The organism is Hydrogenophaga sp. PAMC20947, from assembly GCF_004795855.1.
Classification (GTDB): Bacteria; Pseudomonadota; Gammaproteobacteria; order Burkholderiales; family Burkholderiaceae_C; genus Hydrogenophaga.
Genome location: NZ_CP039252.1, coordinates 4326325 through 4350782, shown reverse-complemented (window position 1 = coordinate 4350782; position 24458 = coordinate 4326325). Strand labels below are relative to the sequence as shown.

At 64.3% G+C, this 24458-nt stretch carries 24 protein-coding genes; 16 read left to right on the top strand and 8 right to left on the bottom strand.

Annotated features, from left to right (window positions below; all coding sequences use genetic code 11):
- Positions 1 to 63 precede the first annotated feature (63 nt).
- Positions 64 to 606, top strand: coding sequence for a hemerythrin domain-containing protein (locus E5678_RS19840; protein ID WP_136180124.1), 543 nt, complete (start codon positions 64 to 66; stop codon positions 604 to 606).
- Between the two features lie 24 nt (positions 607 to 630).
- On the opposite strand, the gene E5678_RS19835 is transcribed toward E5678_RS19840, so the two are convergent.
- Entirely contained in the window at positions 631 to 1368 is a 738-nt protein-coding gene (locus tag E5678_RS19835; RefSeq protein ID WP_168708618.1) for an SDR family NAD(P)-dependent oxidoreductase, read from the bottom strand.
- 54 nt (positions 1369 to 1422) lie between these two features.
- On the opposite strand from E5678_RS19835, the gene gorA reads away from it, so the two are divergent.
- Positions 1423 to 2829: a glutathione-disulfide reductase gene (gene gorA, locus E5678_RS19830; protein ID WP_136180122.1), complete on the top strand. Its 1407-nt coding sequence runs from the start codon at positions 1423 to 1425 to the stop codon at positions 2827 to 2829.
- A 40-nt stretch (positions 2830 to 2869) separates the two neighbouring features.
- Here gorA and E5678_RS19825 read toward each other — a convergent pair whose 3' ends face one another.
- Entirely contained in the window at positions 2870 to 4171 is a 1302-nt protein-coding gene (locus E5678_RS19825) for a DUF4010 domain-containing protein (protein WP_136180121.1), read from the bottom strand.
- Between the two features lie 50 nt (positions 4172 to 4221).
- Here E5678_RS19825 and E5678_RS19820 point away from each other — a divergent pair, with 50 nt between their 5' ends.
- From E5678_RS19820 to E5678_RS19790, 7 genes are all read left to right on the top strand, one after another.
- Positions 4222 to 5709, top strand: a complete 1488-nt coding sequence (locus E5678_RS19820) for an AMP nucleosidase (RefSeq protein WP_136180120.1) — start codon at positions 4222 to 4224, stop codon at positions 5707 to 5709.
- A 24-nt stretch (positions 5710 to 5733) separates the two neighbouring features.
- A complete protein-coding gene (locus E5678_RS19815; RefSeq protein WP_136180119.1) occupies positions 5734 to 6855 on the top strand; it encodes a mechanosensitive ion channel family protein in 1122 nt (373 codons plus the stop codon).
- A gap of 175 nt (positions 6856 to 7030) precedes the next feature.
- Positions 7031 to 8428, top strand: coding sequence for an efflux transporter outer membrane subunit (locus E5678_RS19810; protein WP_348770356.1), 1398 nt, complete (start codon positions 7031 to 7033; stop codon positions 8426 to 8428).
- Positions 8429 to 8487: 59 nt separating this feature from the next.
- Positions 8488 to 9798 carry an efflux RND transporter periplasmic adaptor subunit gene (locus E5678_RS19805; protein ID WP_136180117.1) on the top strand — a complete coding sequence of 437 codons (1311 nt, stop codon included), beginning with the start codon at positions 8488 to 8490 and terminating at the stop codon, positions 9796 to 9798.
- On the top strand, positions 9795 to 10706 hold the full coding sequence (locus E5678_RS19800; RefSeq protein ID WP_168708617.1) for an ABC transporter ATP-binding protein: 912 nt from the start codon (positions 9795 to 9797) through the stop codon (positions 10704 to 10706). The genes E5678_RS19805 and E5678_RS19800 overlap by 4 nt, the downstream gene beginning before the upstream one ends.
- Before the next feature lie 2 nt (positions 10707 to 10708).
- Entirely contained in the window at positions 10709 to 11917 is a 1209-nt protein-coding gene (locus E5678_RS19795; RefSeq protein WP_136180116.1) for an ABC transporter permease, read from the top strand.
- A gap of 30 nt (positions 11918 to 11947) precedes the next feature.
- Positions 11948 to 12577 (top strand): DUF2238 domain-containing protein, encoded by a 630-nt coding sequence (locus E5678_RS19790; RefSeq protein WP_136180115.1) that lies wholly within the window; start codon positions 11948 to 11950, stop codon positions 12575 to 12577.
- A 6-nt stretch (positions 12578 to 12583) separates the two neighbouring features.
- Here the strand turns inward: E5678_RS19790 and purT are convergent, their stop codons facing one another.
- Positions 12584 to 13786 carry a formate-dependent phosphoribosylglycinamide formyltransferase gene (gene purT, locus E5678_RS19785; protein WP_136180114.1) on the bottom strand — a complete coding sequence of 401 codons (1203 nt, stop codon included), beginning with the start codon at positions 13784 to 13786 and terminating at the stop codon, positions 12584 to 12586.
- A 56-nt stretch (positions 13787 to 13842) separates the two neighbouring features.
- Complete coding sequence (gene asd / locus E5678_RS19780; protein WP_136180113.1) at positions 13843 to 14709, bottom strand: archaetidylserine decarboxylase; 867 nt, start codon at positions 14707 to 14709, stop codon at positions 13843 to 13845.
- Positions 14710 to 14814: 105 nt separating this feature from the next.
- On the opposite strand from asd, the gene E5678_RS19775 reads away from it, so the two are divergent.
- The gene (locus tag E5678_RS19775) at positions 14815 to 15750 is read left to right on the top strand and encodes an ATP-binding cassette domain-containing protein (protein ID WP_136180112.1); all 936 of its coding nucleotides are present in this window, start codon (positions 14815 to 14817) and stop codon (positions 15748 to 15750) included.
- A 111-nt stretch (positions 15751 to 15861) separates the two neighbouring features.
- Positions 15862 to 16683: an ABC transporter permease gene (locus E5678_RS19770; RefSeq protein WP_136180111.1), complete on the top strand. Its 822-nt coding sequence runs from the start codon at positions 15862 to 15864 to the stop codon at positions 16681 to 16683.
- Between the two features lie 184 nt (positions 16684 to 16867).
- Here E5678_RS19770 and E5678_RS19765 read toward each other — a convergent pair whose 3' ends face one another.
- Both E5678_RS19765 and E5678_RS19760 read right to left on the bottom strand, forming a co-directional pair.
- Entirely contained in the window at positions 16868 to 17134 is a 267-nt protein-coding gene (locus E5678_RS19765; RefSeq protein WP_136180110.1) for a hypothetical protein, read from the bottom strand.
- 203 nt (positions 17135 to 17337) lie between these two features.
- Positions 17338 to 18873 (bottom strand): hypothetical protein, encoded by a 1536-nt coding sequence (locus E5678_RS19760; protein ID WP_168708616.1) that lies wholly within the window; start codon positions 18871 to 18873, stop codon positions 17338 to 17340.
- Between the two features lie 78 nt (positions 18874 to 18951).
- On the opposite strand from E5678_RS19760, the gene E5678_RS19755 reads away from it, so the two are divergent.
- Positions 18952 to 19563, top strand: coding sequence for a hypothetical protein (locus E5678_RS19755; RefSeq protein WP_136180108.1), 612 nt, complete (start codon positions 18952 to 18954; stop codon positions 19561 to 19563).
- 22 nt (positions 19564 to 19585) lie between these two features.
- On the opposite strand, the gene E5678_RS19750 is transcribed toward E5678_RS19755, so the two are convergent.
- Together E5678_RS19750 and E5678_RS19745 are read right to left on the bottom strand one after the other, a co-directional pair.
- Positions 19586 to 20455, bottom strand: a complete 870-nt coding sequence (locus tag E5678_RS19750) for an SAM-dependent methyltransferase (protein WP_247596840.1) — start codon at positions 20453 to 20455, stop codon at positions 19586 to 19588.
- Entirely contained in the window at positions 20452 to 20814 is a 363-nt protein-coding gene (locus E5678_RS19745; RefSeq protein WP_247596839.1) for a potassium channel family protein, read from the bottom strand. The genes E5678_RS19750 and E5678_RS19745 overlap by 4 nt, the downstream gene beginning before the upstream one ends.
- 111 nt (positions 20815 to 20925) lie before the next feature.
- Between E5678_RS19745 and E5678_RS19740 the strand changes: the two genes are divergently transcribed.
- The 4 genes from E5678_RS19740 (at position 20926) to E5678_RS19725 (ending at position 24315) form a co-directional block, all read left to right on the top strand.
- Positions 20926 to 21969, top strand: coding sequence for a serine/threonine protein kinase (locus tag E5678_RS19740; RefSeq protein ID WP_136180105.1), 1044 nt, complete (start codon positions 20926 to 20928; stop codon positions 21967 to 21969).
- A gap of 193 nt (positions 21970 to 22162) precedes the next feature.
- Positions 22163 to 22612: a MarR family transcriptional regulator gene (locus E5678_RS19735; protein WP_136180104.1), complete on the top strand. Its 450-nt coding sequence runs from the start codon at positions 22163 to 22165 to the stop codon at positions 22610 to 22612.
- Positions 22613 to 22699: 87 nt separating this feature from the next.
- On the top strand, positions 22700 to 23116 hold the full coding sequence (locus E5678_RS19730) for an organic hydroperoxide resistance protein (protein WP_136180103.1): 417 nt from the start codon (positions 22700 to 22702) through the stop codon (positions 23114 to 23116).
- Positions 23117 to 23226: 110 nt separating this feature from the next.
- Complete coding sequence (locus tag E5678_RS19725) at positions 23227 to 24315, top strand: DUF2855 family protein (RefSeq protein WP_136180102.1); 1089 nt, start codon at positions 23227 to 23229, stop codon at positions 24313 to 24315.
- Positions 24316 to 24458: the final 143 nt, after the last annotated feature.

The window sequence follows — 24458 nt, the reverse complement described above, 5'->3', positions numbered from 1 at the left end:
GATCAAAAGGTCAGCGCAAGGGCTGCCTAAGATGAAAGGCTGGCAACACAAAAGGCTTTCATCATGAGTGCAATGCGCGCGGCCCCAGCCCTGTTCGAATTCCTGGACAGCACCCACCGCGAAATTCTGGAGCGGTTGCGCCAGCTCGCCCCGCTGGTGGACGCCATTGAATCAGGCGGGTTGAACGCGGCCAACCGCGAACAGGCGCGCCGGATCCTGCACTACTTCAACACTGAAGCGCGCCAACACCACCTCGACGAAGAAAAGCACATCTTCCCGGCAATGCTGGCGAGTCAGGACGCCGAGATCGTGCACGCCGCCGAGCGGCTCACCCAAGACCATGGCTGGCTGGAGGAAAACTGGTTGCAGATGGCGCCGTCGCTGGACGCTGCGGCCAATGGCAACCTCTGGTTCGATATCCAGGAGTTGCGACATGCACTGGACGTGTTTGAAGCGCTGTATCTGGACCACATCATGCTCGAGGAGTCCATCGCTTATCCGGCCGCGCAAAAACGCCTCGTTGCCTGCGATGCCGTCGGCATGGGCCGGGAAATGGCACAACGCCGGTTCAAGGCCATGCGCCAGCGAAGGGACTCTCACGAATGAGCCGCCGCGGCCCGCCCGGGGCATTCACCAAGGCACGGGTGCACCATGCTGGTCCCAGAACCCCCCCGACTGCGCCGGAGTGAGTCCATCGACCACCGCAAGAAGCTCTGCGGCCGCCACATCGGGTGCCCGAACCTTCAACCCGGTTTTGGCGAAAGGTCGGGACAGATCGGTGTCCACCGTGCCGGGATGCAAGACCACACAAATGGCCGAATGGTTGCGCCGGTTCAGTTCGATGGCGGCCGTGTGCACCAGCTGGTTCAGCGCCGCTTTGGACGCGCGATAACCGTACCACCCGCCGAGCTGGTTGTCGCTCACGCTGCCCACGCGGGCCGACAAAAACGCCGCCACACAGCGGCCATGACGCGGCAATAAGGGCAACACATGCTTGATCACCATGGCAGGACCGATGGCATTGATCAGGAAGCTGTGGCCCAAAACGGCAGCGTCCAGCTGCTCCCAGCTGCGCTCAGGCATGGCGGCCTCGCCACCAGGCAAGCGGCCGTGCAGAAACCCAGTGGTGACCAGCACGCGCACCAAAGGTTGCCCGAGCTGGGCCAACTGATCGGATACATGGCGGGCGCAGCAAGCCAGAGACGCCGCATCACGGTAGTCGAGCGCCGGTTGCGTTTGACGCCCCAGCGCGATCACTGTCTCACCGCGCGAAGTCAGCGCTTGCACCAAGGCAGCACCCAGACCACCGCCTGCACCAAGGACCAGCGTGACACCCGGAGCGGCCGCAGGGGGTTGTAAAGCTTGCATGCAGCAATTGTGCGACCGGCTTAACATCAACCCATCACACAAGGACTTTTTGACATGGCTTCAGCTTTCGACTTCGATCTCTTCGTCATTGGTGGCGGCAGCGGTGGCGTGCGCGCCGCGCGCATGGCCGCGCAGCGCGGCGCCCGGGTGGCGCTGGCTGAAACATTGGGCACCGATGGCCTGGGCGGCACCTGCGTCAACGTGGGCTGTATCCCGAAGAAGCTCTACAGCTACGCAGCGCACTACGCCGAGAGCTTCCACGAATCGGCCGGGTTCGGCTGGGAAGGCCCGGCGCCCACCCTCAACTGGGGCACGCTGAAAGCCAACCGCGCCCAGGAAATCAGCCGACTCAATGGTGTTTACAGCAACCTGCTCGGCGGCTCCGGCGTGACCGTTTTCAATGGCTTTGCCCGCATCGACGGCGAGCATGCCATCACCCTGGCCACACTGAACGTCGACGGGACCCCCGGCCACCAGCACTTCACCGCAAAAAACATCCTGATCGCCACTGGCGGAACGCCCTTCGTACCGCACTTCAAGGGGCGCGAGCACGTCATCACCTCCAATGAGGTATTCGACCTCGAGCCGTTCCCTCAGCGCCTGCTCGTGGTGGGCGGTGGCTACATCGCCTGCGAGTTTGCGTCCATTTTCAATGGCCTCGGCTCGACAGTGACCCAGCTTTACCGCGGCGAGCAAGTGCTGCGCGGTTTTGACAACGAGGTCCGCCACTTTGTGGCGGGCGAGATGATCAAGTCCGGCGTGGACCTGCGTTTGAATGTCGACGTGGTGGACATCCAGAAAACCGATGAAGGCTTGAAGGTCGAGTGTGAAGGCGGCAATGTGATCACGGTCGACGCCGTGCTCTACGCCACCGGGCGCGTTCCCAACGTCAAAGGGCTGGGGCTGGAGTCCGTGGGGGTGGCCCAGGGCGGCCAGGGCGAAGTGGTGGTCAACGCCAGCTACCAGACCAATGTGCCGCACATTTATGCCGTGGGCGATGTCACCAACCGCGTTCAGCTCACACCGGTGGCGCTGGGCGAGGCCATGGTCGTGGTGGATCAGCTCTTTGGCCCGGCCGCCGGCAAGGCGCCGCGCGACATGAGCTACAACTTCATCCCGACCGCGGTGTTCACCCACCCCAACATTGGCACCGTCGGATTTGGCGAGGAGAAGGCTCGGGAAGAATTCGGTGCCATCACCGTGTTCCGCAGCGAGTTCAAGGCCTTGCGCCACACGCTATCCGGCAGCAGCGAACGCACCTTGATGAAGCTCATCGTCGACACCGCTACCGACTGTGTGGTGGGCCTGCACATGGTGGGCCCGGACGCTGGCGAAATCGTGCAGGGCTTTGCAGTGGCCATGAAAGCGGGGGCCACCAAGGCGGTCTTCGACAGCACCATCGGCATCCACCCGACAGCGGCAGAAGAATTTGTGACCATGCGCGAACCGGTGCGAAGCTGAAGCGACGCGGCGGCGGGCAAGGCCCGCCGGATGAGGTGCGTTACCTCAACCCGTACAGCAACCCCACAGCCAGCGCTGTGTGCAGCCAGAGCCCGGGCGCCAGCCAGCGCAAATAAGCCCAACCACCCACCAGACCGGCGGTGAGGCTCTTGCTGCCGGCGTGCACCGACAACGCCAACATGACCGGCCAGACCGAACCATCGGACAGCACCGGGCCCGAAGAAGCAAAGACAGCAGCCAGCGCAGCGTGCAGGTCGGCGATCGACGCCAGCAGGGTCCCCACCAGGAGACCCGCCTGTCCCAGCCAAAGGTCGAACGCATGGACCACCACCTGGATGCCCGCCAGCAGGGCCGCTACCGCGGCGGCACCCCACAGGCTGAACATGCGGTCATCGCCGGCGCCAGGCAACCCTTTGACGCCGGGGCTGGACACCACACCGTCCGACGGCTCAGGCGGCGCTCCCCGCACCAGCCACCAGCCCCACCCAGCCGCCATCAGCCCGCCCATCAAAGCCGGCAGCCACAACACCGACAACCATGCGGGCTGCACCGCCAGCGCCACCAGCAACAGCTGCGCCTGGGTCGACACACAGGACATCAGCCCGCCGCCCGCCATCAGGCGCGGGCTGGAGCGGCCTTCACGAGCGGCCAGCCCCAGGGTGGCAATCGTCGCGGTGCTCGACACAAAGCCGGACGCCAAAGCCGAAAATGCCACGGCTTCCCGGGCACGCAGCAGGCGCCGGCACAGGTGCGCCAGTGACTGAACCGCCAGCAGCAATGCCAGCAGTTGCACGATGACATAGGGGTTGAGCACTGGACCCCAGAACGGCCGGTTGGGAACCAGCGGCAGGGCCATCAACACCAGGGCCGCGAGGATGATGCCGTCGCGAACCTCCCCCTGGCGCAGCCAATGGTGGGCAAACCGGTGCAAGGGCTCTCGACCTGCCAGCAAGGCGGTCAGGCCCACCGCCAAGGCCGCTGCCAGCGGCAGGCTCCAGACGCACAGGACACCAATGAGATAGGTCAGGAAGAGTGCAATTTCGGTGGTGGTGCCCGGATCATCCGACCGATTGCGCAGGTGGGCCACAACCGACAGCGCGACCACCATCACAGCGCCGGTCACGACCAAGCCAGGAAATGGCGTCAATGCCGCCACGGCCCCGGTCACACAGGTGATCGAAAAGCTCCGCAACCCAGCCAACGCCCGACCCGGGCCTATGCCCTTGCGCCGCTCCCGTTCGATCCCGATCAGCAACCCGCAGCCCAGCGCAGTGACCAGAACGGCCAGGGCGCCCTGCAGACTGAAGGGGACGGGACTGAGCGCTGACACCGGATTCAGCATCGATATCCTTGGGTGATCGGATGTCATGAGGCTTGGTCACAATAGACCCCATGCACAAAACCCCTGACTTTACAGCGCCCGCTTTCTACACCGACGCAGCGGCGGCTCTGGCGCAGGTCCAGAAGATCTACCAGCGCAGCGTGGACCACCTGCGCGCCGCCATGCGCGAGTTTGTGAGTGGGACAGACGTTGAGCAAATCCGCGTGCGCGCCTGCTACCCGTTTGTGCGACTGCACACCCACAGTGTCTCGCACCGGGGATCGGGCCGGCTGAGCTACGGCTTTGTCGCCGGCCCCGGCCGGTTCGAGACCACGATCACACGGCCCGACCTGTACAGCGACTATTTGCTGGACCAGTTTCAGCTGTTGCTCACCAACCATGGCGGAGAACTGGAAGTGGGCACCAGCACACAACCGATTCCAATCCACTTTTCCTTTGCCGAGCACGACCACATCGAGGGCCAGCTCACCGCCAATCGCCGCGCCCTGATGCGCGATGTCTTTGACCTGCCCGACCTGACCGCCATGGACGACGGCATCGCCAACGGCACCCACGTTCCCCGCTCGGGTGAAGCCCAGCCGCTGGCGCTGTTCACTGCGCCGCGGGTGGACTATTCGCTGCAGCGCTTGCGCCACTACACCGGCACCGCGCCCGAATGGTTCCAGAATTTTGTGCTGTTCACCAACTACCAGTTTTACATCGACGAGTTCATCAAGCTGGGGCGCGCCGAGATGGCCAATCCCGACAGCGAATACACCGCGTTCATCGAGCCCGGCAACCTGGTCATGCGCCGCAGCGGTTTGCCAGCGCAGGCCATCGATGCGCTGGGGGTGGCGCCCCCCCGCTTGCCACAAATGCCGGCTTACCACCTGATGCGCAAGGACCGCAGCGGCATCACCATGGTGAACATCGGAGTGGGCCCAGCCAATGCCAAAACCATCACCGACCACATCGCCGTCTTGCGGCCGCACGCCTGGCTGATGCTGGGCCACTGCGCCGGCCTGCGCAACAGCCAGCAGTTGGGCGACTATGTGCTGGCCCACGCCTACGTGCGGGAAGACCATGTGCTCGACGAAGAGCTGCCTTTGTGGGTTCCGATCCCGGCGCTGGCCGAGATTCAGGTGGCGCTGGAAGCCGCGGTGGCCGATGTCACTGGCGTGCCTGCGCAGGAGCTCAAGCGCATCATGCGCACCGGCACGGTCGCCAGCACCGACAACCGCAACTGGGAGCTCCTGCCCGACAACACGCCCCAACGCCGCTTCTCGCAATCGCGCGCGGTCGCACTCGACATGGAAAGCGCGACCATCGCGGCCAATGGTTTCCGGTTTCGCGTGCCCTACGGCACGCTGCTCTGCGTGAGCGACAAGCCGCTGCACGGAGAGATCAAACTGCCCGGCATGGCAAACCATTTCTACCGGGAGCGGGTCGACCAGCATCTGCGCATTGGCATTCGCGCTGTTGAACTTCTGCGCGGGGGCGGTGCAGGGCAGCTGCACAGCCGCAAGCTGCGCAGCTTTGCCGAAGTGGCCTTCCAGTAATTTCTAATGACGGGTATTTGAGATATGCAAGCGGTACGCGAATTTTTCATCCAGACCTTCGGCATTGAGGCATGGCTGGCCATGGTGCTGGCCATCGTGGTGCTGGCCTTCGTGATCACCCAGGTGGCCCGACTGGTGTTCAACCAGTTTGAAAAGCTCGCCAAACGGACCCATACCCACTGGGACGAGGCCTTGATCCAGGCCGCCCGCAAGCCGGTCCACCTCATCATCGGCATCGTGGCACTCGCCTGGATCGCCCGGGTGCTTCAAGCCCATTGGCCTGAGCTGGACATGGCAGAAGAGGTTTTTCAGGCACGCAACGTGGCGGTGGTGCTGGCCGTGGCATGGTTTTTCTGGCACTTTTTCCAGCAGCTGACCCTGTCCACCATTGAGCGAGGTCGCGAAGCCGGCCAGGAGTTTGACGTGACCACCGTCTACGCGCTGAGCAAGCTGGGGCGGCTGGTGGTGGTCATCGTCTCGGCCATCACCGTGGCGCACAACCTGGGCTTGAATGTGGGCGCTCTGCTGGCGCTGGGCGGCGTGGGGGGTCTCGCAGTAGGCCTGGCCGCCAAAGATTTGCTGGCCAACTTCTTCGGCGGCCTCACGATCTACCTCGACCGCCCCTTCAGTGTTGGCGACTGGATTCGCTCACCCGACAAAAGCATCGAGGGCACGGTGGAATACATCAGCTGGCGCCACACCCGCGTTCGGGCATTCAACAAGAACCCGATCTATGTGCCCAACGCTGTGTTCACGACCATCGTGGTGGAAAACCCCTCGCGCATGACCCACCGCCGCCTCAAGGAAACCGTGGGCATCCGCTACGACGACTTCGCACAGGTCGAGGCCATCGTGACCGATATCCGGACCATGCTGGAGCAGCACAAGGACATCGACAACACCCAGACCCTGATCGTCAACTTCAACGCATTTGCGGCCAGCTCGCTCGACATCATGATCTACACCTTCACCCGGACGCGCAACTGGGTGCTGTTCCACGGGATCAAACAAGACGTGCTGCTCACCATCGGGCGAATCATCGAGGGCCACGGGGCCGAAATCGCATTCCCGACCCAGACCTTGCATCTCGCAAACGGCGGCCCTGCAGAAGCGCCGGACGCCGTCAGCGAGCCCGAAGGGGGCTGAAAGAAAGCGCCAGCTTTACACGCGGTTCACACGAGGCTTGCAAAGGCGACGCTCTGGCTGTCCATAATGGGGTTAACCCTGATCAGCCCCCTCCACGACCATGACTCCGCCCCGCACCGACCGCTTTCCCGATTCATCGCCTCGGTCAGGCGCGTGGCGTTGGTGGCCGAGCGCCTTGTCCCTCGCTTTGCCTCTGGCACTCGGCGCCTGCGCCAGCGCACTGCCGGCAAACCCCGGCATGGCCCTGGCGTCAGTGCCCACGCAGTGGTCCTCGGCATCAGCGAGCACATCGGCTACCGACATCACCACCTGGTGGACGCGTTTTCAGGATGCACAACTGTCCGCGCTGGTCGGCCAGGCGCTGCAGGCCAACACCAGTGTGAAGAGCGCCCAGGCTGCCCTGCGCCAAGCGCGGGCACTGATCAAGGTGCAACAGGCGGGTCTCGGCCCGTCATTGAGCGCATCGGGTTCGGCGCAACGCAGCCAGTCGGGCAGCAATGACGCCAGCAATTCGTTCAGCGCCGGATTTGACGCGAGTTGGGAGCCCGACATTTTTGGCGGCAACCGCGCCGCCGTCGATGCAACCGAGGCCGACGCCCAGGCCTCCGCCGCCAGCCTGGCCGACACCCAGGTGTCGCTCGCGGCCGAAGTGGCGACTGGCTATATCAACCTGCGCGGGCTGCAAAGCCGCCTGGCCATTGCCCGCACCAACCTCGACACCCAAAGCGACACCGTGCAAATCACCCGCTGGCGGGCCCAGGCCGGTCTGGCCTCTTCGCTCGACGTGGCGCAAGCGGTCGGTGCCATGGAGCAGACCAGCGCGCAGATACCCGCCTTGCAAACCAGCGTAAGCCAGGCGTTGAACGCTCTGGCGGTGCTCACCGGTCAAGCGCCAGGGCAAGTGAATGCAGCCCTGTCACAGGCCAAGCCTGTGCCGCCAGCGCCTGCAGACCTGGCCCTCGCATTCCCCACCGACACACTGCGCCAGCGCCCGGACGTGCGCGCGGCCGAGTACAACGTGCGCGCCGCCCTGGCGCGGGTGGCGATGGCCGATGCCGCCCGCTACCCCAGCTTTCAGCTGTCGGGCTCTCTGGGTCTTTCAGCCTTGACCCTGGGCAGCCTCACCAACAGCGCCTCGCTGGTCAAGTCGCTGCTGGCCGGCGTATCAGCGTCCATTTTTGATGGCGGCGCGGCGCGGGCCCAGGTTCGCGCGCAACAAGCTGCCATGGAGAAAACGCTGGCCACGTACGAGGGCGTGGTACTCACCGCCTTGCAAGAAGTGGAAGACGCGCTGGTCGCGATTCAGGGCGACGCCGAGCGTCTGGCCCGCTTGCAGGCCGCCACCACCGCAGCCGCCCAGGCCGACGAGCTGGCCCGCCAGCGCTACACCAGCGGTCTGATCGATTTTGCAACCGTCTTGACCACCCAGCGATCCCTCTTGTCCACACAAGACAGTGTGGCCACCGCCCAGGCCAGCCTGAGCACCGATCATGTGCGCCTGTACAAGTCGCTGGGGGGTGGCTGGACGCCCGATGCCAACAGCGACACCCCGAACGCAACCGCCAAGCGCTGATCACCTCTCGGCCGCGCCGCCCCTCCTGCCTGAACACACCCCTCACCCGTCGTCACGCCATGAGCTCCAAAACCACCAATGCCCAACCCACCGACCTGCAAACCCTGCTGGGCGAGGACAAGCCGCCCCGCTGGTGGCAGCGCAGCTCACTCTGGATCGGCCTCCTGATCCTGGTGCTCCTGGGCGCAGGGCTCTATTACTGGCAAACCCAAAACGCCAGCAAGGCAGCGCCCGCCTACGTCACCACCGAGCTGCGCAAAGGCAACATCACGCTGACCGTATCGGCCAATGGCACCCTGCAGCCCACCCGATCGGTCAACGTTGGCAGCGAGCTGTCGGGGACGGTACAGCGGGTGCTGGTCGACGTGAACGACCGGGTGAAAACCGGCCAGGTCATGGTGGAGCTGGACACGTCTAAATTCGTGGATCAGGTCAACCGGTCACGCGCTTCGTTGGCCGCAGCCCAGGCCGCCTTGGCACAGAACAAGGCCACCGTGACCGAAGCCCAATCCTCTTTGGCGCGCTTTGAAGAAGTCGCCCGGCTCTCGGGCGGCAAAGTGCCCTCGGCCACCGAGCTCGACACCGCCCGCGCCGCGCTCGCACGCGCCGTGGCCAACGAGGCCAGCGCCAACGCCAACGTGGCGGTCGCGCGCGCCACCCTGTCCACCGACGAAACCAACCTCACCAAGGCGTCCATCCGGTCGCCCATCGATGGCGTGGTGCTCAGCCGCTCGGTCGACCCCGGCAACGCAGTGGCCGCATCGCTGCAGGCCGTGACCCTGTTTTCGGTCGCCGAGAACCTCGCCCAGCTGCAGTTGGAGGCCAGCGTGGACGAGGCCGACGTGGGCTCGGTGAAAGTGGATCAGAAGGCCACCTTCACCGTCAGCGCCTATCCCTCGCGCCGGTTCCCGGCCACCATCCGGCGCGTGGCGTTCGGATCGACCACCACCAACAACGTGGTCACCTACGTGGCCACACTGGACGTGGACAACAGCGACCTCAGCCTGCGTCCCGGCATGACCGCCGTGGCCACCATCGTGGCCACCGAGCGCGACGACGTGCTCCTGGTGCCCAACACGGCGCTGCGCTTCACGCCGACCTCGACCGCTGCCAGCAGCACAGCGTCGGGTGGTGGCATTCTTTCCAAAATGATGCCCCGCCCCTCGCGCGGCAACGCCACCAAAACAGCGGGCACCGAGAGCAAAGCACCGGGCACGCGCCAGATCTGGATCTTGCGCGACGGCCAGCCCGTGACCGTGTCCGTGCAGACCGGCATCAGCGACGGCCGCCTGACCGAGGTCAGCGGCGACAATCTGACGCTTGGCATGGCCGTCATCACCGATCAGCGCACCGCCGGCAGCGCATCATGAGCACGGGGTCAGGTCCTCACACACCACCGCTGCCGGCCACCGGGGCCGAAACATCGGACCCTGCGCATCAGGACAGCGTGGGGGCCTTCGATCCGGCGCAGGGCCGCCCCAAGCCGGATCAGCCCCCTCGGGGGGCAGCGACCCGCGAAGCGGCGGAGCGTGGGGGCCAGCCCCCCCTCATCCGCCTGCGCGGCGTCACCAAGGTGTATGGCACGGGCGAGACGGCTTTCCAGGCACTCAAGGGGGTGGACCTCGATATTCAGAAAGGTGATTTTGTCGCCATCATGGGCCCCAGCGGCTCGGGCAAGTCCACCGCCATGAACACGTTGGGCTGTCTCGATACGCCGACCACGGGCACCTACGAATTCGAGGGTGTGGAGGTGCAGTCGCTCAGTCGTGACGAACGGGCCCGCCTGCGCCGGCGCTACCTCGGATTCGTCTTCCAGGGTTTTAACTTGCTGGCCCGCACCTCAGCCCAGGAAAACGTGGAACTGCCTTTGATCTACCGGGGCGAGCCTGCAGCCCAGCGCCACGCCATGGCTGCGCGTGCGCTGGAACAGGTCGGCCTCAAAGGATGGGAACACCACACGCCAGGCGAACTCTCAGGCGGACAACAACAACGCGTGGCCATCGCCCGGGCCATCGTCACCGAGCCTGCCGTGTTGCTGGCGGACGAACCCACGGGCAACCTCGACACCCACCGCAGCAAGGAAATCATGGACCTGCTCTGGCACCTGAACACCGACCAGGGCATCACGGTGCTGATGGTCACGCACGAGGCCGAGATGGCGGCCTACGCGCGGCGCATCGTGCGCTTTGTGGACGGCGTCGTGGAAAGTGACGAGCGCAACCCGGACCCCGTCGGGCTCCAGCCGGGGCATGAAGCGACGGTCATGGGAGCGGGCTGACCATGTGGCTCAACACACTCTTGCTCGCGTTGCGCTCGATCCGGCGCAACCTGATGCGCTCTTTTCTCACGGTACTGGGTATCGTCATCGGCGTGAGCGCCGTGATCACCATGGTCACCGTGGGCAATGGCGCCACGCTGGCCGTGCAAACCCAGATCTCAGGCCTGGGAACCAACCTCTTGCAGATCCGCCCGGGCCAACGCATGGGCCCGGGCAGCGGTGGCAGCAGCGCGCCTTCGTTCAAGGTTGAAGACGCCGAGGCCATCGCCACCCAGATCGGTGGCGTCTCGGCCGCTGCCCCCCAATCACGTTCGAGCGGCACTCTGATCGCCAATGGCCGCAACTGGAGCAGCACGATCACGGGCAGCACCAACGATTGGCTGAGCATCGGCAACTGGACGCTGGCTCAGGGGCGTGAATTCACCAACGATGAACTGCGCGCCGGTTCGGCGGTCTGCATGATCGGCGAGACGATACGCCGCGAACTGTTCGGCAACACGCCTGCACTGGGGGAATCGCTGCGGGTGAAGAACATCAGCTGCGAGGTCATCGCTGTGCTGGGATCCAAAGGCCAGGGCTCTTTCGGCAACGACCAGGACGACCTGGTTTTCATGCCGATCAAGACCCTGCAGCGCCGCATCACCGGCAACACCCAGGTCAATGACGTGCTGGTGTCCATGACCGAGGGCAGCGACACCACCCGCGTCAAGGCCAGCATGACCCAGTTGCTGCGCGAACGCCGCAAGCTCGCCGACACCGACGAAGACAACTTCAACGTGCTCGACACCAAACAACTGGCCGACACCCTGTCGGGCACGACCAAGGTGCTGACCATGTTGCTCGGCGCGGTGGCCGCGGTCAGCCTGCTGGTGGGGGGCATCGGCATCATGAACATCATGCTGGTCAGCGTCACCGAACGCACCAAAGAAATCGGCCTGCGCCTGGCCATTGGCGCACTGGAGCGCGAGGTGTTGCTGCAATTCCTGATCGAGGCCGTGGTGCTCGCCGCGCTGGGTGGGTTGATCGGCATCGTGCTCGCCACCGGCGCCTCGATTGGCCTCTCGGCGCTGATGGACGTGCCCTATGTGTTCAACCCCAGCGTGAATTTGCTGAGCTTCGTGTTTTCAGCTGCGATCGGCGTGGTGTTTGGCTACTTCCCCGCACGGCGTGCCGCGCGGCTGAATCCCATCGACGCGCTGCGCCACGAGTAAACAACGGTGGCGCGTCGATATGATTCGCCCATGCACGCATCACACACCCTCAGCGCCCGGAGTCTGGGCCTGTATTCCATTGCCCTGATTGCCCTGCTCGCGGTATCCGGCGTGGGGGCCCAGGAACTGGACACCTGGGCGCTGGAAACTGCACCCGTGCTGGTGGCCTTGCTCCTGCTCTGGTTCTCCTGGCGGCGCTTTCCGCTCACGCCATTGGTCTACGGCCTGATCTTTGTGCACGCGCTGGTGCTCATGCTGGGCGGGCACTACACCTATGCCGAAGTGCCCCTGGGTTTCTGGATACAAGACACCTTCTCGCTCGCTCGCAACCCCTACGACGGCATTGGCCATCTGGCCCAAGGCTTCATTCCCGCCATGGTGGCGCGCGAGCTGTTGCTGCGTCAGACGCCTTTGCGCCCGGGTCGGTGGTTGTTCGTGGTGGTGGTGCTGGCCTGCGGGGGCATCAGCGCGCTGTACGAGCTGATCGAGTGGGGCGTCGCTGTCGCGATCGGCGCGGGTGCAGAGGCTTTTCTCGGCACGCAGGGCGACCCTTGGGACACCCAGAAAGACATGGCGCTGGCCTTTGTGGGCGCCATCGCCGCGCAGATCCTGCTGGCGCGCTGGCACGACGCCCAACTCGCGCGGTTGCCGCCGCGCTGAGACAGATCAGGCCTGGCGCGGCTTCACACGCGAGGCCGCCAGCTTGGCCTGGGTACGGGCCACGTCGACATCGGCATCAAACACCAGCGCCACGCCCATGCGGCGTTTCACAAAACTCTCGGGTTTTCCAAACAGCCGGATATCGCTGTTGGGCACACGCATCGCTTCATCGACACCGTCGAACACGATGCCGGTGGCGTCCACGCCACCGTAAATCACCGCACTGGCGCCCGGGCTCTTGAGTGTGGTGTCCACCGGCAAGCCCAGGATGGCGCGGGCGTGCAGCTCAAACTCGTTTTGCCACTGCGTGATCATGGTGACCATGCCGGTGTCGTGGGGGCGCGGGCTCACTTCGCTGAACCACACCTGATCGCCCTTGACAAACAGCTCCACCCCAAACAAACCTTGCCCACCCAGGTTGTCGGTCACCGCCTTGGCCACACGGCGCGACTCGGCCAGGGCCGCAGGCGCCATGCGGTGAGGCTGCCAGCTTTCCACATAGTCACCACTCACCTGCACATGGCCAATGGGCTCGCAGAAATGCGTTTCTACGGTGCCATCAGCACCCAGCGCTCGCACGGTCAGCTGGGTGATCTCGTAATCAAAATCGATGAAGCCTTCAACGATCACACGGCCTGGCCCCACGCGCCCGCCCGCCATGGCGTGGTCCCAGGCTTTTTGAACATCGGCCAGTCCATCGATCTTGCTCTGCCCTTTGCCCGAACTGCTCATCACCGGCTTGACCACGCAGGGGTAGCCAATCCCCGCGTCGATGGCGGCCTGCAGCTCTTGCAGCGAATCACAAAACTGGTACGGACTGGTGGGCAACGACAAGGTCTCGGCGGCCAGGCGGCGAATGCCTTCGCGGTCCATCGTCAGACGCGCTGCCCGCGCCGTGGGAATGACCCGCACCACACCCGCCGCTTCCAGTTCTTCCAGCATGGGCGTGGCAATGGCTTCGATTTCGGGCACCACGAGATGGGGCCGCTCGGCCTCGATCAACGCTTTCAGTTGCGCGGGATCGCTCATGGTGATGGTGCGCGCATGGTGTGCGACCTGCTGGCCTGGCGCGTGCTCGTAACGGTCCACCGCAATGGTTTCGACGCCCAGGCGCTGCAGGGCAATCAACACCTCTTTGCCCAACTCGCCAGAGCCCAGCAACATCACGCGGGTGGCAGAAGGCGACAACGGGGTTCCCAGGGTGGTCATGGTTCGATCCGCTTTCTTGACGTTCAATATCGGGGGGGGGTATTCGGTCGGATTGCTCAGACGGCTGTGCCCATGGCCTCGCCCATGCGCACGGCACGCCCGGCTTGCCAATCGGGCTGGAGGGCGATGGTGCCTTTGGGCCAGAGCAGCACCACGGTGGAGCCCAGCAGGAAGCGCCCCATTTCGTCGCCTTGCGCCAGGATCTTCGGCTCGTCGTCATCGTAGGTCCACTCCCGCACGTGGCTGGAGCGGGGGGGGTTGACCACACCGTGCCAGGCAGTCGACATGCTGCCCACAATGGTCGCACCCACCAGCACTTGAACAAATGTTCGCACACCACCGTCAGCGCCGTGCGGCACGTCAAACACACACACGACCCGCTCGTTGCGCGCAAACAGCCCGGGAACCCCTTGCGCCGTGGCCGGGTTCACGGAAAAAAGCTCGCCCGGCACATAAATCATGCGGCGCAGGCGCGCATCGCTGGGCATGTGGATGCGGTGGTAGTCCTTGGGGCTGAGGTAAATGGTGGCGAAGTCCCCATCCTCAAACTGCGCTGCCAGCCCGGCGTCGCCGCCCACGAGGGCCTGAGTGCTGTAGCTGTGGCCCTTGGCCTGGAAGATCTGGTCGCCCTTGATCGCCCCCACCTGGCTGATGGCGCCATCCACTGGACTCACATAGGCGGCGTCCGCCAGAGGGCGCACACCCGGCTTGAGCGCGCGGGTGAAAAACAGGTTGAAGGTCTCGTAGCTGCGCGGATCCGGATGGGCGGCCTCGCTCATGTTGACGCCGTAGCGGCGGATGAACCAGGGGATGACGTTGTGCGTCCACCAGGTCGCGCGCGATCCGGCGCACCAGCCGGCAAAGGCCGTCAACGCCTGCTTGGGCAACACATACTGAAGGGCAACGGCGAGCGACAAAGACACAGATAGGGCGGCAACAAGCCGTAAAACGGGGGATCCTCATTGTAGGCGGGGGCTCCCGCATCCCGGCTCCGCAGACTCCGGCCGAGGCGGGCACAATGCCCTGCCATGCACGATCCCCTCTTCGAATGCCGGAATCTGGTCAAACGCTACGGCGATCAGACCGTGGTCAACGACCTGTCATTTGCGATCGCTCCCGGCGAATGCCTGGGCGTGATCGGCCCCAACGGGGCTGGAAAAACCACCACCATCCGCATGTGCCTGGGCCTGACAGCGCCCGACGCCGGCACCATCCAGGCCTTCGGGCACCAGATGCCCGACGATGCGCTGCTCATCAAACAGCACATGGGCGTGGTGAGCCAGATGGACACGCTGGACCCCGACTTCACCTGCGCCGAAAACCTGCTCGTTTACGGGCGCTACTTTGGTCTGAGCGCCCAGACGATTCGGCCGCGCATCCCCCAACTGCTCGAATTTGCGGCCCTTGCCCACAAGGCCCATGCTCGCCCGGACGAGTTGTCGGGCGGCATGAAGCGCCGGCTCTCGCTGGCCCGCGCCTTGGTCAACAACCCCCAACTGCTCCTGCTCGACGAGCCCACCACCGGGCTCGACCCCCAAGCCCGCCACCTGATGTGGGAACGTTTGCAAGCTTTGTTGCAACAAGGCAAAAGCATCCTGCTCACCACCCACTTCATGGACGAAGCCGAGCGGCTGTGCTCGCGCCTGCTGGTGCTCGATCATGGCAAGAAAATTGCAGAAGGGCGGCCGCGCGAGCTGATCGCGCAACACCTGGAGCCCGATGTGGTCGAGGTCTATGGCCAGGGCGCACTTGCCTTGGCCCACCACGACGAGCACGCCGCCCTGCGCGATCTGGCCGCTCGGGTTGAAGTGAGCGGTGAGACCGTGTTTTTCTACACCGAACAGGCCGCGCCCCTGATCTTCGCGCTCGGCGCCCACACCCACCTTCGCACACTCCACCGGCCGGCCAACCTGGAAGACCTTTTCTTGAAATTGACAGGGCGGAAAATTCGGGAGGATGGGTAGCGCCCCCCGCGCCGCTTCGCGCGCCCCCCCACGGGGCGGCACTGGCGGCCCGGCAAAGCCGGTTCCGCAGTGCCCAAGGATTCCTCCCCCTCCAAGCCACAGACTTTCCCCATGTTGATCACCCCCGCACCCTCTCACTGGTCCCCTCCCCGCCTCTCAGCCCGCTGGTGGCCGGTGTTTCTGCGCAATCTGCTGGTGTGGCGAAAGCTGGCCATGCCCAGCCTGGTGGGCAACATCGTCGAACCGTTGATGTGGCTGGTGGCGTTCGGCTATGGCATGGGCGCACTGGTGGGCGAGGTGAACATGGAAACGCCCCAAGGCGCGGTGGCCGTGCCCTACATCCTGTTTCTGGCCAGTGGCAGCATTTGCATGAGCGCCATGAACGCCGCGAGTTTTGAGGCCTTGTTCTCTGCGTTCTCACGCATGCACGTGCAGAAAACCTGGGAAGGCATCATGAACGCGCCTGTTCGCCTGGACGACGTGGTGTTGGGCGAAATGCTGTGGGCCGCGTTCAAAGCGCTGTTTTCAGTGGTCGCTATTCTGCTGGTGATGCTGGCCCTGGGCATCAGCCACTCACCCAAGCTGTTGCTGGCCATCCCGGTGCTGATGTGCGCCGGCATCACGTTTTCGTGCATCGCCCTGGTGTTCAACGCGGTGGCGAAAGGCTACGATTTTTTCACCTACTACTTCACCCTGTTCCTGACCCCGATGATGTTCCTCTCCGGCGTATTCTTCCCGCGAGAGCAATTGCCCGAGGTGGTGCGAAGGGTGTCCGACTGGCTGCCATTGACCAGCGCCGTGGAGCTGGTGAGGCCGCTGTTCATGGACCAATGGCCTGAGCAGGCCGGGTTGCACATGCTGGTGCTGGTGGTCTACGCTGTGGGCGGTTTCTGGATCGCGCTGGCGTTGACCCGAAAACGCTTCGCGGGATAAGCACCTGATCCGCTGGCGTTGCTCTCGGTTGAAGACACGGCTCGCCGAGAAGGGCCGTTCATTCAAGGATGCCGTGGGTCCCCGGCTTCGCCGGCCCACCAGCATCGCCCCTTGAGAGGCTGAGCGGCCCACGCAATGGGACGCGATGGGGGTGGGCTTGTTCGCCGTGCGGCGCGGGGGGAGCTCAATGAACCGCGCGCAAAGCAGGTTGCGCGTCGGCGTAGCACTCGGTGCCCGAGTCCATGAAGTCTTCGGTGTCGATCATGCTGTCGAACGTCTGCTGGATCACACGGTCCACACCGTGTGTCTTGGGGATCAGGGGCTTGTCCAGCGGGCGGCAGATGCGCTGACGCAAGCCGCGCAGGTTCTTGCTGCCTTCCATGGCGCTGATGACTGCCTCGGGATCGAGCATCATGAAGAAAGGGTTGAGGCGGCTGGCGGTGGAGTTCATGGCGGTGTCCCTGGTGAAAAATGGAGAGAAGACAATTTGTTTGTCCATGTCACAAACTGTATTCATCCTGTTTCAAGACGTTAAGTCGGCGGACCGCCATACCGCGTGTAGGTGTTTGCCTGACAAGGCCTCAGAAGACAGGGAAACACACCGCTTTTTTCACTGACAAACGGTGAGAGGGCGATAGCCAGCCCGCTCTTGTCTCAGGGCAATACCCCGGCTTCAATCTCAAACCGCTCCTCGATCAACCGGGGTTCATCAAAATGCCGGCGACCCACAAAAGCCGTGGGCTGCCGACCCCATTGGCGCATGGCACCCGGGCTCGCGATGCCCATGGGCCAGAAAAACACACGCTCGCCCCGCTGGGTGCCCGGCATGATCCCGTCGGGCGCAAAAGCGCTGCGGCGGCCACCCTCTGGCACGGACAGGCTGCGCAGCTGGTCTTCTTCCACCAGCTGATAGCCACCAGCAGAAACCTCAATGCCCTGTGGTGCGGCAGTCACACTTTCCACCATGTGGCTGCCCGAAGCCAATCGCCACAGCAACCGCTCGCCCGGCGCCAGCGCAGGCAAGCGTATCGGCGCAAACGCCCACTCCTCACCCAGCCCGGGAGCGGGCCTGGGCACCAGCGCCTGGGCCGGAACAAAGAGGTGGTAACACCCGCATGCATGGATGCTGTCGGCCAGCAGCGGGCGGCCATCCGGGGCCAGGGTCAAACGCATGACCACCCCATCCACCGCACCGGACAGCAAATCAAAAGGCCCTTCGGCCGGGCGTTCACTGAACCACGCGCTGTAAACCAGTTGCAGCAAAGTGGTTTGCCCGTATCGGGTGTGGGCCACCCGCGCGTACACCGTCGGGTGGGCAGCATCCACCTGAGGCGCTACCGCATCGCCCCAATGCAACCGCCCCAAAAGGTCAAACGGCCCACGCTGTGCGACTTCAATCTCTGGCGCATACGCCTGCAGCAAACTCAGCGACTGGGCTTCGGTCGGCCGGGGAATACCGAGCGCGTCTGCTGAAACCGCTTCCATCAGCGCCGAGACCCCGGCGGGGGCCATTGCCGCGCTCGCGGCTGACCAACGCTGCCCGCCCTCACCACCCGCAGCTTGCGTTTGACCCTGCCGCAACTCTCGCGCCCAACCGGCCTGCCAGCGCTCCACCCCCGCGTAAAACGGCCAACGGGTCAAGGGGTACAACCCCAGCGCACGCTTCCACATCGCATAGTCGTCGGGTACCCGCGCCTGCTCCAGCAGCATCCGACGCCTCGACGGGTCCTGCCCCAACGTTGTCCAGGCCTGCTCCGAGCAGTTGTCGGCGCGCCGGGCGATCGCTGGGCGATCGCCTTCCTTCAGATCGGGCAACACAGCCTCTGTCAGGTTCATCAACTCCCAGGTGCGTGCTTCTCGGTCCAGCGCAGCGGCTGCGCTCGCCCAGGCAAGCCAACGTTCGTCGGAGCGCTGAGCCTCCAGGGCAAAAGAAGCCAGCAAGCGGTCCACGCGCGCGTGGGCAAACCCCGCCAGCCGGGCAGCACCGCCATCCCGCACCCCCTGTTGATCCACCAGCGCGTCCAGCCGCTGCATGAAGGGGCCGCAAGTCTGGCGTTGAGCCATCGATTCAGGGGGGCTGTGCTCGGTTGGGGCCGCCGCACAACCCGCGAGGGTCAGCAGACAGCCCAAGGCAACCCATCGCCCACAAGTGGCGATTCGGTTCAAGCCGCAGGCGTAATTGAAGCGCATTTGAGGATGGTAATGCGGGCAGAAATAGCCTGGGCAGGTGGTTACAGGCACCCCTTCATTTTGTGGGTAACATTCGCCATGCAAAAAAATTCGCTTTCATCCCTCGCTCTGGCTCTGGTGCTGGCAATTCCGGCCCACATGGCCCTGGCCCAATCCACCCCCGCCAGCACGCCCGCTAAAAAGGCGTTGGTGGCCCGCATGATCAAGTTGCAACGGCCTGGCGTTGAGGCCATGTCCCGTGCCATGGCCGAAGAGCCTGCGGCGCAGATGCTGGAGCGCGCTGCTGCTGTGCTGCCTGCGCGCATTGAGCCCGACAAGCAGGAAGCCGTGGCCAAAGGGATCCAGGCCGACACCAAAAAATACCTCGACGAAGCCGTGCCTCTGGTGCGTGACCGCGCGCTGGCGCTGGCTCCGGAAACGGTCGGCCCCCTGCTGGACAAGAATTTTTCCGAGGCCGAGCTGAGCAAGCTCCTGTCGTTGCTCGAATCGCCTGAGTACCTGAAGTACCAGAAGATGAGCGGTGAAATGCAGGCGGCGTTGCAAACCCAGCTGGTGACCGACACCCGCTCCGGCGTCGAAGGCAAGCTGAAGGCACTGGAGGCGGCCATCAGCGCCCGGTTGGGCATCAATGCGCCAGCAGCCAGCGCACCTGCTGCTGCGGCACCTGCCGCCAAGCCCGCGACCAAGTAAGGTCGGCCATCAGCTGCCCGAATCAGGCCGGTTCGGGCACCTCAAAGCGGGCACGCAAATCCTGCAGACCCACTTCGTCGAGCACTTGGTGCAGGCGCTCTGCCGCGTGCCGCTGTTGTGCGCCCTGCCCTGAGCCGCCAGTTCGGCTGGCGAGAATCAGCTCATTTTTCATGGAATGCTCCCACCCCACCAGCTCGGTGACAGTCACGCTGTAGCCGTGGGCTTCCAGCTGCAGGCAGCGCAACACGTTGGTGATCTGGCTGCCAAATTCGCGGGTGTGCAACGGGTGGCGCCACAGTTCGGCCAAGGGCGTTCGGGCCAGATTCAGGGCTTTGCTGCGCTTCATCACCGCCGCCACTTCCGCCTGGCAACAAGGCACCAGCACCATGTGCCGGGCCTGTTTGGCCAGGCCAAAAGCGATGGCGTCGTCCGTGGCTGTGTCGCAGGCGTGCAAGGCCGTGACCACATCGATTGAGGCAGGCAAGTCGGGGTGGGTCAACGCCGCTTGCACCGTCGTCGCCAGAAAGCGCATGCGGTCAAAGCCCAGGCGTGTTGCGAGGGCCTGTGAGCGCTCGACCAGCTCGGCCCGGGTTTCCACACCCGTGACCCAGCCCACCGGTTTGTCCTTGAAGAACAGGTCGTAGAGGATGAAGCCCAGGTAGGACTTGCCGGCGCCATGGTCGGCCAGCGTGACGTCCCGTTTGGACTTCAATACCTCCGCCAGCAAAGGCTCGATGAACTGCACCAGGTGGTACACCTGCTTGAGCTTGCGCCGTGTGTCCTGGTTCAGTTTGCCGTCGCGCGTGAGGATGTGCAGCTCTTTGAGCAGCTCAACGGACTGGCCGGGTCGCAACTCAGGCAGTTGCTCTTGCAGGGTTTTCTGGGGTTTCACAAAGATTTCTTTTCAACAGGTGTTTCGGGTGGATCGGGATCAAGCCGGCGTTCCAGGGCATTGACCTGGTGGCGCAAGGCGCGGATTTCGCGCAGCAAGTCCACCTCGATCTGGCGTTCGTCAGCTTGCACGTCGTGCTCCACAAAAACGGCGGCCAAGGATGCCGTGACCAGGGACAGCACCGCCAGCCCCATCAGAACCACCAGCACGGCAAACACGCGGCCCGCCTGTGTCTGCGGCACCGTGTCGCCATAGCCCACGGTGGCCGCGGTGGTGAATGCCAGCCACAAGCCCTCGTGCAAGGAGTGGATTTCTGGCTCCAGCGCCCAAAATCCCGCACCGCCGATCAGCAGGATCACAACGCACAAACCAAGGGAATACCACAACCCCCTGCGCATGAGGTGGTGTCGTTGTCGTCGCTGAGTGGCCATTGGTCGATTTTGGCATGGGCGGGCGGCGACAATGGGTGCATGAATCAAACCAGCCTCTCGCACGTGCATCCCTACACCGCACTCACCCCCGACGTGGTGCAAGACGCACTGGCCAGCGTGGGCCTGTGGGGCGACGGCCGCATGACCGCGCTCAACAGTTTCGAGAACCGGGTCTACCAGATACACCTGGAGTCCCCCCATGAGGGCCATGCCCAGGTGGTGGCGAAGTTTTACCGCCCAGAACGCTGGAGTGATGCCCAGATCGGAGAAGAACACGCATTCGCTGAGGCCCTGGCCGCGGCCGAGATCCCGGCCGTGCCGCCCCTGCGCCTCGGTGGCAAGACGCTGCACCACTTCAACGGGTTTTCATTTGCTGTCAGCCCCCGGCGTGGCGGCCGGCGCCCCGAGCTGGATCAGATGGAGGTGCAAGAATGGATTGGACGCTTTCTTGCCCGCATCCACAACGTGGGCGCACAACAGCCCTTCGTCGTCCGGCCAGCGCTCGATCTGGCCAATTTTGCACAAGAGCCCCGGGACTGGCTGCTGCAACACCACATGGTGGCACCCGAAGTGCAATCGGCCTGGCGCGCATCACTGGAAGAAGCGTTGGCCCTCATAGAAGCCCATCCCTGCCTGCGCCCACAACCCCCAGCGGATCCAGACCAGATCCAGCGCATACGCCTGCACGGCGACTGCCACCCGGGCAACATCCTCTGGACCCCCGAAGGCAACCCCGGTGCAGGCCCACACTTTGTCGACCTTGACGACGCCCGCATGGGCCCGGCCGTGCAGGATTTCTGGATGCTGCTCAGCGGCGACAGGCGCCAGCAAACCCAGCAACTCGGGGCCCTGATCGATGGCTACGAGGAACTTCGCCCTTTTGACCGACGCGAACTGGCCCTGATCGAGCCCCTGCGCACGCTGCGCCTGATTCACTACAGCGCCTGGCTGGCCCGGCGCTGGGAAGATCCCACCTTCCCGATCAACTTCCCCTGGTTTGGCAGCCGCGACTACTGGCAGGGGCAAGTCGACATGCTGGTCGAGCAGATCGAAGAAATGCAAAACGCGCCGCTGGTGGCCTGAACCGAAAAACCCGGGGCTGTGCGCATTCGATCGCACACGCCCGGCCCTGCTCGCAGGCAGGTCGCGCACCTGGCTCTTTCGCAGCTACCACGCCAGCAGACCTTCAAGGGCCCGAGCCATGGACGTCCTTTCACTCAAAAAGGTTTTTCACAATTAAATTGCACACAATTTAATTGTGATCTACAGTTCCCCCATGCCGTCCAAGCTCCCCCTCTCCGATCAGGCCCTGCGGCTCGATAACCAGCTCTGCTTTGCGCTGTATTCGGCTTCGCTGGCCATGACCAAGCTCTACAAGCCCCTGCTCGATGAGCTGGGTCTGACCTACCCGCAATACCTCGCGTTGCTGGTGCTGTGGGAGCAAGACGGTGTGAGCGTGTCCGAGCTGGGGCAGCGCCTCAACCTGGATTCGGGCACCCTGACGCCCTTGCTCAAGCGCCTGGAAGCCGCCGGCTGGCTTAGCCGCTTGCGCGATGCCGATGACGAGCGCCGCGTGCGCGTGGTGCTCACGGCAGAAGGTCGGGCGCTCAAACTCCGGGCCGGCCGCATCCCGGGTTGCATCCTGCAGGCCACGCAATGCGATCTGGCCGAAGTGGCCTCGCTCACCCGCCAGGTGAAAGCCTTGCGGGACAAGCTGGTGGGGTAGTGCCTTCACCGCGGCCGCTCGAGAATTTCTTCCTCCTTATCCGTTACCCATCGCTTCAACTGAAGCCCTCCATAGAAAGGCCACACCATGGCAACCCTCGACAAAGTCCTCTACACCGCCCGCACCCACACCACCGGTGGCCGTGATGGTGCCTCGCGCTCCGACGACGGCCGCCTGGAAGTCACCCACTCCGCGCCCGGCGGTCCAGGCACGGGCACCAACCCCGAGCAGCTGTTCGCAGCGGGCTACTCGGCCTGCTTCATTGGCGCCATAAAGGCCGTGGCCGGCCAGATGAAAGTCACCGTGCCAGCCGATGTGGCCGTGGACGCTGAAGTGGATCTGGGCCCCATCACCGGTGGCTACGGCATTGCCGCGCGCCTGGCGGTCAGCCTTCCCGGCATGGACCGCACCCAGGCCCAGGCCCTGGTCGACGCAGCCCACCAGGTCTGCCCGTACTCCAACGCCACCCGCGGCAACGTTGATGTGACGATCACACTGGCCTGATCGCCGCCGCAGTGCGCGCGCCCTGTCTCCCATGCAGCCCACCCGCATTGAGCCGGTGGGCTGTTTGCATTAACGTGGTGAACTCAATACCCACAAAGATCAGGAGACCCATGACCACGACCACCCTGCAGGTGCGCAAAAACCAGATCGCACAAACCCGCTGGCAAGCCGTCGCCGATGTCCCTCTGGCACAAGGCCAGATCCGAGTGGAAGTGGAGCTGTTTGCGCTCACCGCCAACAACATCACCTACGCCGCCATGGGCGACGCCATGCGCTACTGGGACTTCTACCCGTCGGGCGACGCCGAGTGGGGCATCATCCCCGTTTGGGGCTTTGCCACCGTGATTGAATCGTTGCATGGCGAAGTGCCCGTGGGCGAGCGGCTCTATGGATACTGGCCCACGTCAAACCGGGCAGTGCTGCAACCCGATCGCGTGACACCCCTGGGTTTTTCAGACGCCGCGCCCCACCGTGCCGAACTGCACGCGGTTTACAACCAGTATGTTCGCACCACCACCGACGCTTTTCACACGTCCGGCACCGAAAGCACACAAGCCCTGCTGCGCCCCCTGTTCGTGACCTCCTGGTTGATCGACGATTTCCTGGACGACAACGCCTTTTTTGGCGCCAGCACCCTGCTGCTCTCCAGCGCATCCAGCAAGACCGCCTACGGCACAGCCTTCCAGCTGGCCCAGCGCAAAGGCATCCAGATCGTCGGCCTGACCTCAGACGGCAACAAGGATTTCTGCAAAAGCCTAGGCTGCTACAGCCAGGTGCTGGGCTATGGCGAGCTGGACCAGTTGGCCGCAGACACGCCCTGCGTCTACCTCGACTTTGCCGGCAACGGCCAGCTGCGCACCCAGATCCACGAGCATTTTGCCCAGCTGAAATATAGCTGTGCCATCGGCGCCACCCACGTGGAAAGCCTGCGCGGCGCCAAGGGCCTGCCCGGCCCCACGCCCACCATGTTCTTCGCCCCAGCACAGGTGAAAAAACGCAACAAGGACTGGGGCGCCGCCGAGCTGGGCCAACGCATGGTGACGGCCTGGCAGGCGTTCACAGCAAAAGCAACCGATCCGGCTCAACCCTGGATGACGGTTGAACACCAAAGCGGCCAGGCCGCGCTGGAAAAGGCCTACACCCGCATGCTCTCAGGCCGCAGCGACCCCGCCGTGGGCCAAACTTTCTCGCTGACCTGAAGCCTTCGAAGGCCATTCCCTCTGCTCACCGCCGGTGAGCGAGGGCACAGACCGATTTGCATTCAAGGTGAGAACAGGGTGAGAGGCCGCAGACAGTGCCACATCACCGCAAAGCCGAACAACGCAGCGATCGCCTTGAAGGC

Coding starts and splice junctions, on each gene's coding strand:
- E5678_RS19730 (WP_136180103.1), top strand. CDS start 22,700: ATGGCAACCCTCGACAAAGTCCTCTACACCGCCCGCACCCACACCACC.
- E5678_RS19725 (WP_136180102.1), top strand. CDS start 23,227: ATGACCACGACCACCCTGCAGGTGCGCAAAAACCAGATCGCACAAACC.
- E5678_RS19825 (WP_136180121.1), bottom strand. CDS start 4,171: ATGCTGAATCCGGTGTCAGCGCTCAGTCCCGTCCCCTTCAGTCTGCAG.
- gorA (WP_136180122.1), top strand. CDS start 1,423: ATGGCTTCAGCTTTCGACTTCGATCTCTTCGTCATTGGTGGCGGCAGC.
- E5678_RS19840 (WP_136180124.1), top strand. CDS start 64: ATGAGTGCAATGCGCGCGGCCCCAGCCCTGTTCGAATTCCTGGACAGC.
- E5678_RS19835 (WP_168708618.1), bottom strand. CDS start 1,368: ATGCAAGCTTTACAACCCCCTGCGGCCGCTCCGGGTGTCACGCTGGTC.
- E5678_RS19775 (WP_136180112.1), top strand. CDS start 14,815: ATGCACGATCCCCTCTTCGAATGCCGGAATCTGGTCAAACGCTACGGC.
- E5678_RS19755 (WP_136180108.1), top strand. CDS start 18,952: ATGCAAAAAAATTCGCTTTCATCCCTCGCTCTGGCTCTGGTGCTGGCA.
- E5678_RS19815 (WP_136180119.1), top strand. CDS start 5,734: ATGCAAGCGGTACGCGAATTTTTCATCCAGACCTTCGGCATTGAGGCA.
- E5678_RS19820 (WP_136180120.1), top strand. CDS start 4,222: ATGCACAAAACCCCTGACTTTACAGCGCCCGCTTTCTACACCGACGCA.
- E5678_RS19790 (WP_136180115.1), top strand. CDS start 11,948: ATGCACGCATCACACACCCTCAGCGCCCGGAGTCTGGGCCTGTATTCC.
- E5678_RS19765 (WP_136180110.1), bottom strand. CDS start 17,134: ATGAACTCCACCGCCAGCCGCCTCAACCCTTTCTTCATGATGCTCGAT.
- E5678_RS19805 (WP_136180117.1), top strand. CDS start 8,488: ATGAGCTCCAAAACCACCAATGCCCAACCCACCGACCTGCAAACCCTG.
- E5678_RS19795 (WP_136180116.1), top strand. CDS start 10,709: ATGTGGCTCAACACACTCTTGCTCGCGTTGCGCTCGATCCGGCGCAAC.
- E5678_RS19740 (WP_136180105.1), top strand. CDS start 20,926: ATGAATCAAACCAGCCTCTCGCACGTGCATCCCTACACCGCACTCACC.
- purT (WP_136180114.1), bottom strand. CDS start 13,786: ATGACCACCCTGGGAACCCCGTTGTCGCCTTCTGCCACCCGCGTGATG.
- E5678_RS19770 (WP_136180111.1), top strand. CDS start 15,862: ATGTTGATCACCCCCGCACCCTCTCACTGGTCCCCTCCCCGCCTCTCA.
- E5678_RS19735 (WP_136180104.1), top strand. CDS start 22,163: ATGCCGTCCAAGCTCCCCCTCTCCGATCAGGCCCTGCGGCTCGATAAC.
- E5678_RS19760 (WP_168708616.1), bottom strand. CDS start 18,873: ATGCGCTTCAATTACGCCTGCGGCTTGAACCGAATCGCCACTTGTGGG.
- E5678_RS19800 (WP_168708617.1), top strand. CDS start 9,795: ATGAGCACGGGGTCAGGTCCTCACACACCACCGCTGCCGGCCACCGGG.